Source organism: Celeribacter indicus, from assembly GCF_000819565.1.
Taxonomy (GTDB): Bacteria; Pseudomonadota; Alphaproteobacteria; order Rhodobacterales; family Rhodobacteraceae; genus Celeribacter; species Celeribacter indicus.
Genome location: NZ_CP004393.1, coordinates 17,950 through 32,631, shown reverse-complemented (window position 1 = coordinate 32,631; position 14,682 = coordinate 17,950). Strand labels below are relative to the sequence as shown.

The window sequence follows — 14,682 nt, the reverse complement described above, 5'->3', positions numbered from 1 at the left end:
TGCTCTTGTGATTGGCGGCAGATTCGCACGGGCGGGCGCGAGGCTCAAGGGCGAATGATCAGATGAAGAGGCCGGCGTTGTTGCGGATCACGATCTCGATCGCATAGATCGCGATGAAGGCGATCAGCGGCGCGAGATCGAGGCCGTTCATCGGCGGCAGGATCCGGCGGATCGGCCGATAGATCGGTTCGAGAAGGCGGGTGAGACCCTCCCAGATCTGGTAGACGAGCGGCTGGCGCATGTTGAGCACCTGGAAGTTGATGAGCCAGCTCATGACGATCTGCACGATCATGACGAATTTGACGACGCCGAGGATCATCAGGATGATTTGCAACAGGGACAGCATGCGGTTCCATTTTCCGAAAATGTGGGTCGCTCTCTCACCTAAGGTTTCCAGCCCCTGCGCGCAAGATGCAGGTCGCCGCAGCGCGTGCCGCAACGTTCCGGCTTGACCCGCGCTGCCGCGATTGCGAGAGCTTCGGGCATGTATCCGTTCGTCCGCATGTCCTATCACGTCTGGAAGGCCCGCAAGGCGCCGAAGCTTGACCTGTTCGACACCCATGTGTCGCAGCACATCTGCATGCCGTGGGACATCGACATATGGCTCGAACTCAACAACGGGCGGACGCTGACGCTGTTCGATCTGGGGCGTCTGCCGGCGTCGATCCGCACCGGGGTTGCGGACGCGGTGAAGGATGGCGGATACGGCATGGCGGTTGCGGGCGTCTCTGTCCGCTACCGGCGGCGCGTGACGGCCTTTCAGAAGCTCGAGATGTGGACGCGCTTCGTCGGGTTCGACGGGAAGTTCTTCTACATCGAGCAGTCGATGTGGGACCGGAAGGGGGAATGCTGCAACCATATCCTCGTCCGTGGCGCCTTGTTGAAGAACCGCCGGATGGTCCCGCCCCACGAGTTCATGTCGCAACTGTCGCCGGATATCGAGCCGCCCGCACTGCCCGACTGGGTGCGGGCCTGGTGCGAGGCGGAGCAGATGCGGCCATGGCCCCCGACGCAGGACGCCGGCGCATAGACGTTGCGCGCGCAGGGTTTTCCCTGTTCTATCCTCCCGATAACAGGCAAGGGGCAGGGTATGGACGCGCCGGTTCACCGCAAACGCATCTGGGGCTGGATGATGTATGACTGGGCGACACAGCCCTTTCACACGCTGATCCTCACCTTCATCTTCGGGCCCTATTTCGCCGAGCAGGTGATCGCCTCGCTGGTGGCGGGCGGCATGGATGCGGCCCATGCAAAGGCGGAGGCCCAGTCGATCTGGGGCTATGGACTCACCATCACCGGGCTCCTCATCGCCTTCAGCGCACCGCTGCTCGGGGCAGTCGCGGACGAGAGCAAGCGCCGGATGCCGTGGATCCGGGTCTTTTCTCTCCTTTATGTCATCGGATCGGCGGGGCTCTGGATCGCCCGTCCCGAAGATTTCCCCACCACGGCAGTGCTGGTGTTCTTCGGGCTGGGCCTGATCGGAGTGGAATTCACCACGATCTTCACCAATGCTCTGTTGCCCGCGCTCGGCAGCCGCGAGGAGATCGGGAAGATCTCCGGCGACGGCTGGGCCTGGGGCTATGTCGGCGGGATCCTCGCGCTGGTCATCATGCTGCTGTTCTTTGCCGAAAACGCGGACGGTGTGACGCTTCTCGGCAGCCCGCCGCTTTTCGGCTTCGATCCGGCGGCGCGGGAGGGTACGCGGTTCGTCGGACCCTTCGTCGCGCTGTGGTTCGTGCTCTCCATGATCCCGTTCTTTCTCTGGGTGCGGGAGCCGAAGCTGCCGGGGCTCGGCATGGCCGGCGCGGTGCGCAAGGGCCTGCGCGATCTCCGGCAGACGATCGCAAGCCTGCCGCGCCGCAAATCGCTTTTCGCCTATCTCGCCTCCTCGATGTTCTATCGCGACGCGCTGAACGGCGTCTTCACCTTCGGCGGCATCTACGCGCTCGGCGCGCTGGAATGGAGCGTCGTGCAGGTCGGGGTCTTCGGCATTCTCGGTGCGTTGTCCGGGGCGATCTTCACCTATTTCGGCGGGCTTGCGGACCGGCGCCACGGGCCGAAGCCGGTGATCCGTGCCTCCATCCTCGTCCTGATCGCGACCTGCCTCGTGATCCTGACGATCACGCGCGAGAGCGCGCTGTTCGTCACCGTCGGACGCGACAGCGCCCTGCCCGATATCGCCTTCTACATCTGCGGCGTCTCGCTCGGGGCGGTGGCGGGCGTGCTGCAATCTGCCTCACGCACGACGATGGTGCGGCAGGCCGATCCCGCGCGCATGACCGAGGCCTTCGGCCTCTATGCCCTGTCCGGGAAGGCGACGTCCTTCCTCGCGCCCGCGCTCATCGCGGTGATCTCGGACATCACGAATTCGCAACGCGCCGGCATCACTCCGCTCATCGCCCTTTTCATTGTCGGTCTGGTGCTGCTAGCGTGGGTTCATCCCGAGGGTGAAAAGGTGACCGATCATGCGTAGATGGATGACCCTGGCGGCATGCGCGCTTCTGGCGGGCTGCGTCGGGGGCAAGGAAGAGACTGCGGTCGCGACGACCTCCCGCGCCGAGGTCGCGGCCAGCGATTTCCGGCCCGCCAAGGAATTGTTCGGGAAGGTCGCCCTGCCCTCGCAACAGGTGCCTGCCTCCTTCGGCGGCTATTCCCAGGGCTGCCTGTCCGGCGCCGTCCAATTGCCCGAGACTGGCCCGACCTGGCAGGCGATGCGCCTGTCGCGCAACCGCAACTGGGGTCATCCGACGCTCGTTGCCTTCCTTCAGGACCTGTCGCGCTCCGCCGCGCGCCAGCCGAGCTGGAACGGGCTCTATATCGGCGACATGAGCCAGCCGCGCGGCGGACCGATGCTGACCGGCCACGCGAGCCATCAGGTCGGCCTCGATGCCGATATCTGGATGCTGCCGGCGAGCCGGCTCGATCTCAGCCGCGGCGAACGGGAAAGCCTGTCGTCGATTTCGACACGGCGCGCCGCCGGGGCCTATGTGAACGGCAATTGGACGCGCCAGCACCACGAGATCATCAAGGCCGCCGCTTCCGACCCGCGGGTCGCGCGGATCTTCATCTTTCCCGGCGCGAAAGCGCAGATGTGCAACGACGAGACCGGCGACAAGAGCTGGCTTCGCAAGGTGCGGCCATGGTGGGGCCATCACTACCATTTCCACGTCCGCCTCAACTGTCCGTGGGGCGACAGGTCCTGCGTCGCCCAGGATCCGCCGCCGCCCGGCGACGGCTGTGCAGATGCGCAGCAATGGGTGAACAACATCCTGAACCCGCCGCCGCCGGATCCGAACGCCAAGCCCGTGAAACCGAAGCCGCCGATCACCCTCGCGAGCCTGCCTCAGCAATGCACCTCCGTCTTGTCGTCGCGCTGATCGCGACCCTCCTGCCTGTCGCCGCCGCGGCGGTGGAGGCGCGCTTTCTCGGTGCCTACACCTGGGTCTCTCAGGACAAGCGGGTGGGCGGGCTGTCGGGACTCGAACTGTCGGAGGACGGCCGGCATTTCATCGCGCTTTCGGACCGGGCGATCGTCTTCGAGGGCGACCTCCAGCGCGATGCAAAAGGCGTCGTCACGGCGGCGAAACTCGCACGGGGCGTGCCGCTGCGGGCCGAAGACGGCGGCGCGCTGCCGAAATACCGCGACGACAGCGAGGGGCTGACCCAAACGCCCGACGGGACGCTCTATGTCTCCTTCGAGGGCCAGCACCGCGTGGCACGGCTCGATCTCGAGACGGGACGGCTGGTCGATCTGCCCTCTCACCCCGATTTCGCCGGAATGCAGATGAATTCCTCGCTCGAGGCGCTGGCGGCGGATGCGGAGGGGCGGCTCTACACCCTGCCCGAGCGGTCGGGCGCGGTCGGACGTCCCTATCCCGTCTACCGGTTCAACGGGACGCAATGGGAGAAGCCGTTTTCCGTGCCGCGCGACACGGATACGGATTTCCTTCCCGTGGGGATGGATATCGGCCCTGACGGCAGGATGTATCTGCTCGAACGCTGGTTCACGGGGATCGGCTTCGCCTCCCGCGTGCGGCGGTTCGAGATCACGGAGGAGGGCCTCACCGGCGAGACGGAGCTCCTGCGCACGCTCACCGGACATCACGACAACCTCGAGAGCATCGCGGTCTGGCAGGACGAGGCGGGCATTCACCTCACGATGGTGTCCGACGACAACTTCCGGTTCTTCCAGAAGACCGAATTCGTCGATTACCTCGTTGCCGAATAGGGCTTGATCCGCCTCTGCCGGAGGGTTACACGCGCCCATCGCCCCGTCGCGGGGCCGAGTTGCCGTCACCTTCGATAAAAAACGGATCATATATCATGACACGCATCCTTCCGGGCATTGTCGCCATGGCCGCCATCGTCGTGGCCTCCAACATCCTCGTGCAGTTCCTGCTGCTCGACGGGCTCCTGACCTGGGGCGCCTTCACCTATCCCTTCGCCTTCCTCGTCACCGACGTGATGAACCGCGTCTACGGACCGGCCGCGGCGCGGAAGGTCATCCTCGCCGGCTTCGTCACCGGCGTCGCCTGTTCCCTCATCGGCACGCAGGTCACGCTCCAGGGCGATGGCTTCACCTATCAGGCGGTCGCGCTGCGTGTGGCGGTGGCCTCCGGCACGGCCTTCCTCGTCGCGCAGCTCGTCGATGTCTTCGTGTTCAACCGCCTCCGCGGCGGGCAATGGTGGACGGCGCCCTTCGTCTCCTCCCTCGTGGGCTCGGTCCTCGATACGGCGATCTTCTTCACCGTCGCCTTTTCCCAGAGCATCGCGATCTTCGGTGCGGGCGCGGACATGGAAGTGTCCTGGGCCTGGGATCAGGTGCCGTTCCTCACCTTCGGCGCCCCCCTGCCGCTCTGGGTGACGCTCGCGGTGGCCGATTGGGGGCTCAAGTTCGCCCTCGCTTTGATCGCTCTCGCGCCATTCCGCCTCATTGTTCATCGCCTCACCGCACGGATGGTATAAATTTACTTGCCATACACCAAATCTGTGCCACCATCCTCTTATCGGCAACTTATCGAAAGGAGGTGGTCCAGTGTCTAGAGTGATGTTGGAGAGCGAGGTCAAGACAGTCGGGGGGGCCGCTACCTAGAGGCAGACTTCTGGGTAAAACATTCCCGATTGGGCTTTCCTAATTGGCCCATCTCCTGAGATCTCGGAGGGCTGTCTGATCTGGACAGCCCTTTTCCGTGTCCGCCCCCTGCCCTACCCTGGGCCGAACAGAAATCACCGGACGTCCCATGCCCCTCATCGTCACAGACAAGATCGACATCGCCGACTGGGAGATCACCGAACAGTTCGTCCGGAGCTCCGGTCCCGGCGGGCAGAACGTGAACAAGGTCTCGACGGCGGTCGAACTGCGTTTCGAGGCGGCGCGCTCGCCCCATCTGCCCGAGCCGGTGAAGACCCGCTTGAAGCGTCTTGCCGGTCGGCGCTGGACCAAGGACGGCGCGGTGGTGATCCAGGTCGAGGACACCCGGTCGCAGGCGCGGAACAGGGAGATCGCGCGCGAACGGCTGGTGGAGCTGGTGCAGAAGGCGCTCGTCGTGCCGAAACGGCGGGTGAAGACGAAACCGACAAAGGGCAGCGTGGAGCGGCGGATCAAGGCGAAAAAGGAGCGCGGCGAGGTGAAGAAGTTGCGGGGGCGGGTGGATTAGGCCCTTTTCATTTCAGAATATCTCTTCTCAGAAAATCCGCGAACATGGGGCCGGCAGATCATTCCCTTCTTGATGATGGCGGCGTTCCACGCCCGAACCTAAACCACAACCTCCAACGCCTCCTGCTCCCCGACCCCGAAGACGCGTTTGTAGCGTTCGATCTCCGTATCCGGGCCCATTGCCTTGTTCGGGTTGTCGGAGAGCTTTACCGTCGGCCGGCCCTCTGCGCTCATCGCCTTGCACACGAGCGAGAAGGGCGCCAGCGCGTCGCCGGGGGCGAGGCCGCGGAAGTCGTTGGTCAGGAGGGTGCCCCAGCCGAAGCTGGTCTTTACCCGACCCTGGAATTGCCGGTGCAGTTCGATGATCTTGTCGGTGTCGAGCCCGTCGGAGAAGATGATGAGCTTCTGCGTGGGATCTTCGCCGCGGCTTTTCCACCATTCGATCGCAGTTTCGGCGCCGATGGCGGGGTCGCCTGAATCGACGCGGATGCCGGTCCAGCCGGCGAGCCAGTCTGGCGCGTTCTCCAGAAAGCCCCTGGTGCCATAGGTATCCGGCAGGATGATGCGCAGGTTGCCGGAATGCTCCTCGTGCCAGTCGCGGAGCACCTGATAGGGCGCCTGCGCAAGTTCTTCGTCGCTTTCGGCCAGCGCGGAATAGACCATGGGAAGTTCATGGGCGTTGGTGCCGACCGCCTCCAGATCGCGCTTCATCGCGATGAGGCAGTTGGAGGTGCCGGTGAATTTCTCCCCCAGCCCCTCGATCATCGCCTGGACGCACCAGTCCTGCCAGAGATAGGAATGGCGACGGCGAGTGCCGAAATCGGCGATCCTGAGACCATCAAGCGCCTGGAGCCGCTCGATCTTTTCCCAGAGCTTCGTCATGGCGCGGGCGTAGAGCACCTGAAGCTCGAATTTCTTCATCCCGTTCAGGACCGCGCGGGACCGCAGCTCCATGAGGATGGCGAGGGCGGGAATTTCCCAGAGCATGACCTCGGGCCATTTGCCCTCGAATGTCAGCTCGTATTGCCCGTCGCGCTTCTCCAGCTGGTAGGCGGGGAGGCGGAGCTTCTCGAACCATTCCATGAAGTCGGACCGGAACATCTGGCGCTTGCCGTAGAAGGTGTTGCCGCGCATCCAGGTGGATTCGCCGCGTGTGAGGGAGAGGGAACGAACGTGGTCGAGTTGCTCGCGCAGTTCGCCCTCGTCGATCATCTCGGCTAGGCGGATGTCCTTCGAGCGGTTGATGAGAGAAAAGGTGACATGCGTGTCCGGGCGATTGCGGAACACCGACTGGCACATGAGCAGCTTGTAGAAATCCGTGTCGATGAGCGACCGGACGATCGGGTCGATCTTCCATTTGTGATTGTAGACGCGGGTGGCGATATCGACCATGGCAGACCCCCTCCGGAAACGATGGTTCGGTTAAAGCAGGGGGCGGCAGGGTTTGGCAAGCGCGGGGGGCCTACTTGTCGCGCGGGGTCCAGTCCGGATCGTCGACGCCGCGGCGTGCCAGCCGCAGGGCGAGGCCGAGCGCGATGCCGGTGCCGATCGCGACGGTCAGATCGGTGACGACGGTCAGCACGAGCGTGATGAGGAGAAGCGCACGGTCCGAGGGGCGGGACCGCAGGTAGGCGCCCCAACGGTTCGGCTCGGACATGTTCCAGGCGGTGAGCAGCAACAGGCCCGAAAGCGCAGGAAGGGCGAGATAGCCCGCGAGCGGTGCGGCGAGCATCATGATCGCCAGAAGCGTGAGCGAATGGATGATACCCGCGACCGGGGTCTTGCCCCCCGCGCGCACGTTGGTCGCCGTGCGCGCGATGGCACCGGTGGCCGGCAGGCCGCCGAAGAGCGATGAGCCGATATTGGCCCAGCCCTGCGCCATGAGTTCGGCATTGGAGCGGTGACGCCCGCCGATCATCCGGTCCGCGACCATGGCGGACAGGAGGGATTCCACACCGGCGAGGAAGGCGATGACCAGCGCGGAGGGAAGCAGTTCGCGCAGGCTCGCGAGGCTCAGCTCCGGCAGGCGCGGCGCGGGGAGGCTCTGCGGCAGTTCGCCGAAGCGGGACCGGATCGTCTCCACCGGCAGGTCGAGAAGCGCGACCGCGGCGGAGGTCAGTGCGACGGCGACGATCAGGCCCGGCAGGCGGGGAAAGGCCCGGCGCAGCAGGACGATGAGCGCCATGGTGACAAGACCCGTGGCGAGGGAGGCGGGATTGAGCGCGGGCAGGGCCGCGACGAGGGCCGGGATCTTTTCGAGAAAATCGGCGGGGAAGGAACCGGCGAGGCCGAGGAAATCGGGGATCTGGCTCGTGGCGATGATGACCGCGATGCCGATTGTGAAACCGTTGATCACCGCCTCGGGAACGTGGCGGACGAGTTGACCCGCGCGAAACAGGCCGGCAATGACGAGCACGATCCCGGCGAGAAAGGTGGCGGCAACGAGGCCGTCATAGCCATGGGTGGCGATGACGCCGGCGACGACGACGATGAAGGCGCCGGTCGGGCCGCCGATCTGGACCCGGCTGCCGCCGAGGGCGGAGATCAGGAACCCGGCGACGATGGCGGTGACGAAGCCCGCCGCGGGGGCGGCCCCGGAGGCGATGGCAATGGCGATGGAGAGCGGAAGGGCGACAAGCGCCACGGTCACACCCGCGAAGAGGTCGGCGCCGAATTCGGCGCGGGTGTAGGTTTTCAGCGTCGTGAAGAGTTTCGGCGTCATGGTCTAACGCACCTCGACCCCGGCGGTCCTCATCCCTTCGAGCGCCGCGGCGAGAGAGCCGTCCATGTCGATGGCGCGGCACAGATCGGTCCGCACCGCGACCGCGAAGCCCAGCCGGGCGGCGTCCACGGCGGAAAAGTTCACGCAGAAATCGGTCGCGAGGCCGACCATGGTCAGGCTCTCGATGCCGCGCGTGCGCAGGTAGCCCTCGAGTCCGGTGGGCGTGACGTGATCATTCTCGAAAAACGCGGAATAGCTGTCGATGGCGGGGTTGAACCCCTTGCGGATGATGAGATCGCCATCCGTGCGCAGGGCGGGGTGGAAGGCCGCCCCATCTGTGCCCTGGATGCAGTGATCGGGCCAGAGCACCTGCGTGCCGTAGGGCATTTCGGTCGTGGAGAAGGGGGCGGCGCCATGGGTGGAGGCAAAGGAGGAATGGCCGGCGGGATGCCAGTCCTGCGTGAGGATGACGGCGGGAAAATCCTCCATGAGCGTGTTGACGCCCGGCACGATCTCATCGCCCCCGGCAACCGCCAACGCGCCGCCGGGGCAGAAGTCGTTCTGGATGTCGATGACGATGAGGGCTTCGTTGGACGGGCGCATGGCGGATCTCCTTTGGCTTAGGCGTAACGCCCGAAGGCGCCTGCGGCAAGGCAGGACTGCGCGCCGCTACCCCTGAAACCGGAGACGCAGGACGCGGCCGCCGCGGTCCAGCGTGAGGAGCAGCCCACCGCGCACGGACTGGGCGGCCGCCGCAAGGGCATCCGAATCCGCAATCTCCGCCCCGTTCAGGGCGAGAATGCGGTCGCCGGGCCGCAGCCCGAGGCGCGCCGCATAGCCCCCGGCCTCGAGCACGATCACACCCTCCGACAAGAGCGGCAGGCCGTATCGCTCCACCAGCGCGGGGGTCAGATCGGCGACCACGAGCCCGTCGAGGAGTCCGGGGGAGGAGATCGTCACCGGCGCGGGTTGCTCGGATCCCGGCGCGGGGATCAGGGACAGGTCCAGCGTGACGGTTTCTCCGGCGCGCACCGCCTCGAGCGTCACGCTTTCGCCTACGGGCAGGATCGAGAGCCGGTATTCGAGATCGGCCGGCGAGAGGATCGGCTGGCCGTCGAGCGTGAGCAGCACGTCGCCGACCGCGAGCCCGGCCCTGGCGAAGGGCGATTGCGGATGCAGTTCGGCGAGCACGACGCCCTCGGGTCTGGGCAGGCCCAGCGCCTCCGCGACGGCATCGTCCACCGCCTGCGTGGTGACACCCGACCACGGGCGCACGAAGGAGGTCTGACCCGCCTCGGCCTGCCGGGTGAATTCGCGCACGAGGTTGGAGGGGATCGCAAAGCCGATGCCGATGGAGCCGCCGGTGCGGGACAGGATGGAGGTGTTGATGCCGACGAGCCGGCCGGACATGTCGACGAGCGCGCCGCCGGAATTGCCCGGATTGATCGCCGCGTCGGTCTGGATATAGGAGCCTGCGCCGCCCGGAATCGCGCTTCCGGAGCGCGCGAGGCCGGAGATGATGCCGGAGGAGACCGTCTGTCCGACGCCGAACGGATTGCCGATGGCGAGCACGAGATCCCCGACCTCGAGCGCATCGCTGTCCGCGAGCGGCAGGGCGGGCAGGTCCTCCGCGTCCCTGAGCCGCAGGACCGCGACATCGGCGTCCTGGTCGGCCAGCACCACCTCTCCCTCGTATTCGCGCCGGTCGGAAAGCACCACGCGGATCTCCGACGCCTCCCCCACGACGTGGTAATTCGACACCACGAGCCCGTCCTCCGACACGATCACCCCGGAGCCGAGCGACCGCTGGACGCGCTGGCGCGCCGGGCCGCTGCGGAAGAACTGGGAAAAGAACGGGTCATCGGCAAAGGGGGACAGGCGCTCCTCGACCACGCGTGAGGCGTAGATATTGACGACGGAGGGCGCCGTTTCCCGGACGATGGGGGAGAAGGAGAGCTGGAGCTCGGCGCGGCTTTCGGGAACCGTCGGCGTCTGGGCGAGGGCGGTTCGGACCGGGAGGGTGACGGAAATGGCCAGAAAGGCGGCGATCAGGACGTTTCGCGGCATCGCGGGACCTCATGTCTTGTCACGGGATGGCTCTAAAGAAGCCGCCGGAAGATGATTTTCAAGCCCTTGCCTGACGGGGAGGCGAGGCGTATCGAGCACATTATGTTTACCGTATGCGCCCTGTATCACTTCACCCGTTTCGACGATCCCGCCGGGCTCCGGCAGGGGCTTCTGGATCTGTGCCGTGGCGAAGGGATCACGGGCACGCTGCTTCTGGCGCAGGAGGGGATCAACGGCACGGTGGCCGGGCCGACGCCTGCGGCGATCGAGCAACTGCTTTCCCATATCCGCGCCCTTCCCGGCTGCGCCGGCCTCGAGGTGAAGCTGTCGACCGCGCAAGACCAGCCCTTTGCGCGGATGAAGGTGCGGATCAAGCGCGAGATCGTCACCATGGGCCAGCCGGATGTCGACCCGAAGGCGCGGGTCGGACATTATTGTACGCCGGAGGAATGGAATGCGCTGATCTCCTCCGGGGATGTGGCGGTCATCGACACACGCAACGATTACGAGGTGGAGATCGGCACGTTCCGTGGCGCGATCGACCCGCAAACCCGGAGCTTTCGCGAATTTCCGGAGTGGTGGGAAAGGAACAGGGACCGCTTCCACAACAAGAAGATCGCGATGTTCTGCACCGGCGGGATCCGCTGCGAGAAATCGACGAACTACCTGCTCGGGCAGGGTGTGGAGGAGGTCTATCACCTCAAGGGCGGCATCCTGAAATATCTCGAGGAGATGCCCGAGGAGGAGAGCCTCTGGGAGGGCGACTGCTTCGTCTTCGACGGGCGCGTGTCGATCGGGCACGGGCTTGCCGAGGGGCCGCACGAACTGTGCCACGCCTGCCGCCGCCCGATCCTGCCGGAGGACAAGGCACATCCCGCTTTCGAGGAAGGCGTCTCCTGTCCCCGTTGCGTGGACGAATTCGATGCCGCTCGCAAGGAGCGGTTCCGCGAGCGCCAGCGGCAGATCGCGCTGGCGAAGGCGCGGGGAGAGCGGCATCTGGGGCGGGAGTGACATGCGGCGCGGTCAGGCCTCCAGCATCGACTGATGGCGGCGGATCGCGCGCGCAACGTCGTTGAACCACATCGCCTTGCCGTCTTCGAGGAGGACCGCTGCGTCGCAGAGGCTTCGCACCAGCCCCATGGAATGCGATACGAGGATCGCGCCCGACCTCTTCAGCCGCGTGCGGATCACCGCCTCGCTCTTCTCCCGGAAGGCGGCGTCGCCCACCGATGTCACCTCGTCGAAGAGGTAATGGTCGAAGTCGATGCCCATCGAGGCGGCGAAGGCGAGGCGCGCGCGCATTCCGGCCGAATAGCTGCGGAAGGGCGCGTCGAAATGGGCGCCGAGGCCGGACACTTCCCTGGCGAAATCGACAAGGTGCTGCGTGTCGACGCCATAGACCCGCGCCACGAAGCGCAGGTTCTGGGCGCCGGTGAGATCGGGGTGGAAGGAGCCCGCGAATCCGACCGGCCAGGACACCGTTCCCGTGACCTCGATCCGGCCCGATTGCGGTGGGATCATTCCGGCGATCATCTGGAGGAGGGTGGATTTCGGGAGTGTCATGAACTATGTGTATCTGGCCCGGCCCATGCGGTTTCAGATACTCAAGCGTCGAAGCGCTCGCCGAACATTATGGCGAACTGGTTGCGGGCTGCAAACCATTCCCGGACATTTCGGCCATCCTTTTCGAATTTGCGGATTGCCAGATAGATCAACTTGGTTGCGGCCTCGTCGGTCGGGAAGGAGCCCCGCGTCTTGATCGTTTTCCGGATCACGCGGTTCAAGCTTTCTATGGCATTCGTGGTGTAGATGATTTTCCGGATCGCGGGATCGAAACCAAAGAACGGGATCACCTCCTGCCATGCCCGGCGCCAGGCCGGGGCGATGGAGGCGTATTTCCCGGCCCATTTCTCCTCGAAGGCATCGAGCTCGGCCTCGGCCATATCGGCGGTCGGGGCACTGTAAATCCGGCGTAGGTCCGCAGCCACGGCCTTGCGGTCCTTCCAAGAGCAGAAATTCAGGGAATGGCGCACCAGATGCACGATGCAGGTCTGGACCATGGCGTCCGGGAACGCGGCGGTGATGGCCTCAGGAAAGCCCTTCAGCCCGTCCACGACCGCGATCAGGATGTCCTGCACGCCCCGGTTCTTCAACTCGTTCATCACCGAGAGCCAGAATTTGGCGCCCTCGTTCTCGGCGGTCCACAGGCCCAGAACCTCACGGCTCCCATCACGGGTGACGCCCAGGGCGACGTAGACGGCCTTATTCTTCACTGTCCGGCTGTCGGCGTCACGGATCTTCACCCGTAGAGCGTCGAAGATCACGATGGGATACATCCGATCCAGCGCGCGGGTCTGCCATTCCCTGACCTCGTCCAGCACCGCATCGGTGACGCGGCTGATCAGGTCGGGCGAGACCTTCAGGCCGTAGAGATCAAGCAGGTGAGCCTGGATGTCCCGGACCGTCAGCCCGGCCGCATAAAGCCCGATGATCTTGTCATCGATCCCGTCGATCCGGGTCTGGCCCTTCTTCACCAGCTCGGGCTCGAAGCTGCTGTCGCGGTCGCGAGGCACCGCCAGCGGCAGTTCGCCGTCTTGGCTCTTCAGCACCTTGCTCGAGGCGCCATTGCGGCGGTTGGTCTGGCCGGGTGGAGCGTCTTTGCCTTCCTCGTAGCCAAGATGCGCCGTCAGCTCCGCGCCCAGCATTCGTTCCATGAGCTTGATCTTCAGCTCTTTCATCAGCCCGGCATCGCCGAGCAGATCCTCAGGGCGCTCCACACCCTTAAGCAGTTCGTCCAAGATGTCTTTCGAAATAGTCATTCATGCTTCCTTTCGGTGCAGCATGAACCGGATCAGCCATACACAAAAGGTCGGACACTCTCTGGATTTCCCGGCGCCGTTCCGCCCCAGGATCGCGACGCATTGCCGGGGCCGGAACTCCATCGAGAGCCTGTCCGCCACGATCTTGCGCCGGGTTCCGGTCCGAAAGGACATCGAGACATTGTGCAATCGGATCGTCATCTTCTGTCCTTGATCGAGTAGAAGATCAGAAGCCCGAGCCCCCAGAGGCCACTGAGCAGCAGGAGCGTCAGGCCAAGGATAATCGGCCGGCGCGGCCGGGTCGCGGCCTCGGCCAGGGCCGGCTCGTCATAGACTGCGAGATAACGGCTCTGGCGCCCGGCCTCCGCAAGCGCGGTATCGTAGTTCGCACGCGCGGCCAGATAGCGCTGTTCGGCGAATTCCCGGTCCACCACAAGGCTTTCGTAGTCGGACACGATCCGCGAATAGCCCGGCCCTTCCTCCCCGGCCCCCGCGCCGAGATGGGCACGCTCCTGTTCGATCCGGTCGCGGATGATCGCGATGCGCCGCTCCGATTGTTCCAGCCGCGGATCGTTCTCGCGCGTGGTGGAGGTGCGGATCAGGTTATTCGCAATCATCTCCTCGGCAAGGGTCGTCCGAAGCGCGTTCAGCAAACCCATCTGGCCCTGGATATCGGCGTCGGGATCGACCATCCGGTTCTCCACGCGAAACCCGGTCAGGCGCCTGCGCGCCTCCCTCAGCTGTCCCGCCGCCGCCTCCATGTCGTGCCGGGCGAATCGCACCGTGTCCTCCCGCGCGATATCGGACAGGTCGTTGATCTTCTCCGTCGACAGGGCGAGTACGGCGCGGGCGATCCGGTAGCTGTCGCCGGGATCGAAACTGCGGATATCCATTTCGATCAGGCCGGAATTGCCGTCGTAGGACACCTGCGTCATGCGGGACCAATAGTTTGTCAGATCCTCGATCGTCGCCCCCGCGCGCAAGCGGAAGACCGGATCCGAAGGCGGCTTCGTATAAAGCGCGCGCAGGTCGAGTTCCGCGTCGATTCGGGCGACGAGATCGCGGCTGCGCAGGTATTTGTAGAGGATATCTGCATCGCGCGCGCCGTTCGACGACACGCCGATGAGCGAGGAGACCAGGGACGCGGCCGGCGCGGCGGTTTCCGTCCGCACGGAAAAACCGAGGGTCGAGACATACTGGTCGGAAGCCGCCCGCCAGAGATAGGCCGCGGCGGCGGCCGCCGGCAGAAGCACCGCAAGCAGGAAACTGACGAGAATCGCCTTGTGGCGCGGGCGCATGAACGCCTCCGGCGCGGTGAGCGGCACCTCGACGAGAAAGATGTTCCTGCTCCGCTCCGCCCGCGCCTGAGCGGCGGCTCGGGACGGACGTCTCTGTCGGGCGTCGTTCATGACGCGATC

16 protein-coding genes are annotated in these 14,682 nt (G+C 65.2%); 7 read left to right on the top strand and 9 right to left on the bottom strand.

Annotation, left to right across the window (positions count from 1 at the left end; all coding sequences use genetic code 11):
* Positions 1 to 58: 58 nt before the first annotated feature.
* A complete protein-coding gene (locus P73_RS00150; RefSeq protein WP_043867932.1) occupies positions 59 to 346 on the bottom strand; it encodes a YggT family protein in 288 nt (95 codons plus the stop codon).
* Between the two features lie 138 nt (positions 347 to 484).
* On the opposite strand from P73_RS00150, the gene P73_RS00145 reads away from it, so the two are divergent.
* The 6 genes from P73_RS00145 to arfB all read left to right on the top strand — a co-directional run bounded on the left by P73_RS00145 (position 485) and on the right by arfB (position 5,657).
* Positions 485 to 1,030, top strand: a complete 546-nt coding sequence (locus P73_RS00145; RefSeq protein ID WP_043867931.1) for an acyl-CoA thioesterase — start codon at positions 485 to 487, stop codon at positions 1,028 to 1,030.
* A gap of 60 nt (positions 1,031 to 1,090) precedes the next feature.
* On the top strand, positions 1,091 to 2,473 hold the full coding sequence (locus P73_RS00140) for an MFS transporter (RefSeq protein WP_043867930.1): 1,383 nt from the start codon (positions 1,091 to 1,093) through the stop codon (positions 2,471 to 2,473).
* A complete protein-coding gene (gene mepA, locus P73_RS00135) occupies positions 2,463 to 3,377 on the top strand; it encodes a penicillin-insensitive murein endopeptidase (protein WP_420836145.1) in 915 nt (304 codons plus the stop codon). The genes P73_RS00140 and mepA overlap by 11 nt, the downstream gene beginning before the upstream one ends.
* On the top strand, positions 3,350 to 4,228 hold the full coding sequence (locus P73_RS00130; protein WP_043867928.1) for an esterase-like activity of phytase family protein: 879 nt from the start codon (positions 3,350 to 3,352) through the stop codon (positions 4,226 to 4,228). The genes mepA and P73_RS00130 overlap by 28 nt, the downstream gene beginning before the upstream one ends.
* Positions 4,229 to 4,323: 95 nt before the next feature.
* Positions 4,324 to 4,965 carry a queuosine precursor transporter gene (locus tag P73_RS00125; protein ID WP_043867927.1) on the top strand — a complete coding sequence of 214 codons (642 nt, stop codon included), beginning with the start codon at positions 4,324 to 4,326 and terminating at the stop codon, positions 4,963 to 4,965.
* Positions 4,966 to 5,240: 275 nt separating this feature from the next.
* Complete coding sequence (arfB, locus tag P73_RS00120; protein ID WP_043867926.1) at positions 5,241 to 5,657, top strand: alternative ribosome rescue aminoacyl-tRNA hydrolase ArfB; 417 nt, start codon at positions 5,241 to 5,243, stop codon at positions 5,655 to 5,657.
* Between the two features lie 98 nt (positions 5,658 to 5,755).
* On the opposite strand, the gene pncB is transcribed toward arfB, so the two are convergent.
* From pncB to P73_RS00100, 4 genes are all read right to left on the bottom strand, one after another.
* Positions 5,756 to 7,048, bottom strand: a complete 1,293-nt coding sequence (gene pncB, locus P73_RS00115) for a nicotinate phosphoribosyltransferase (RefSeq protein ID WP_043867925.1) — start codon at positions 7,046 to 7,048, stop codon at positions 5,756 to 5,758.
* A gap of 70 nt (positions 7,049 to 7,118) precedes the next feature.
* Positions 7,119 to 8,378: a SulP family inorganic anion transporter gene (locus tag P73_RS00110; protein ID WP_043867924.1), complete on the bottom strand. Its 1,260-nt coding sequence runs from the start codon at positions 8,376 to 8,378 to the stop codon at positions 7,119 to 7,121.
* Positions 8,379 to 8,381: 3 nt separating this feature from the next.
* Positions 8,382 to 8,981, bottom strand: a complete 600-nt coding sequence (pncA, locus tag P73_RS00105; RefSeq protein WP_043867923.1) for a bifunctional nicotinamidase/pyrazinamidase — start codon at positions 8,979 to 8,981, stop codon at positions 8,382 to 8,384.
* 66 nt (positions 8,982 to 9,047) lie between these two features.
* Complete coding sequence (locus tag P73_RS00100; protein ID WP_043867922.1) at positions 9,048 to 10,445, bottom strand: trypsin-like peptidase domain-containing protein; 1,398 nt, start codon at positions 10,443 to 10,445, stop codon at positions 9,048 to 9,050.
* A 102-nt stretch (positions 10,446 to 10,547) separates the two neighbouring features.
* Here P73_RS00100 and trhO point away from each other — a divergent pair, with 102 nt between their 5' ends.
* Positions 10,548 to 11,456 (top strand): oxygen-dependent tRNA uridine(34) hydroxylase TrhO, encoded by a 909-nt coding sequence (gene trhO, locus P73_RS00095; RefSeq protein WP_043871260.1) that lies wholly within the window; start codon positions 10,548 to 10,550, stop codon positions 11,454 to 11,456.
* A gap of 12 nt (positions 11,457 to 11,468) precedes the next feature.
* Here trhO and P73_RS00090 read toward each other — a convergent pair whose 3' ends face one another.
* The 4 genes from P73_RS00090 to P73_RS00075 are packed head-to-tail and all read right to left on the bottom strand — an operon-like array spanning position 11,469 to position 14,673.
* The gene (locus P73_RS00090; RefSeq protein ID WP_174446896.1) at positions 11,469 to 12,008 is read right to left on the bottom strand and encodes an ABC transporter ATP-binding protein; all 540 of its coding nucleotides are present in this window, start codon (positions 12,006 to 12,008) and stop codon (positions 11,469 to 11,471) included.
* A gap of 41 nt (positions 12,009 to 12,049) precedes the next feature.
* Positions 12,050 to 13,264: an IS256 family transposase gene (locus tag P73_RS00085; RefSeq protein ID WP_043867921.1), complete on the bottom strand. Its 1,215-nt coding sequence runs from the start codon at positions 13,262 to 13,264 to the stop codon at positions 12,050 to 12,052.
* Positions 13,265 to 13,465 carry a hypothetical protein gene (locus P73_RS26240; protein ID WP_043867920.1) on the bottom strand — a complete coding sequence of 67 codons (201 nt, stop codon included), beginning with the start codon at positions 13,463 to 13,465 and terminating at the stop codon, positions 13,265 to 13,267.
* The gene (locus P73_RS00075) at positions 13,462 to 14,673 is read right to left on the bottom strand and encodes a KpsE/RkpR family capsule polysaccharide export protein (protein ID WP_052452959.1); all 1,212 of its coding nucleotides are present in this window, start codon (positions 14,671 to 14,673) and stop codon (positions 13,462 to 13,464) included. The genes P73_RS26240 and P73_RS00075 overlap by 4 nt, the downstream gene beginning before the upstream one ends.
* Positions 14,674 to 14,682 lie beyond the last annotated feature (9 nt).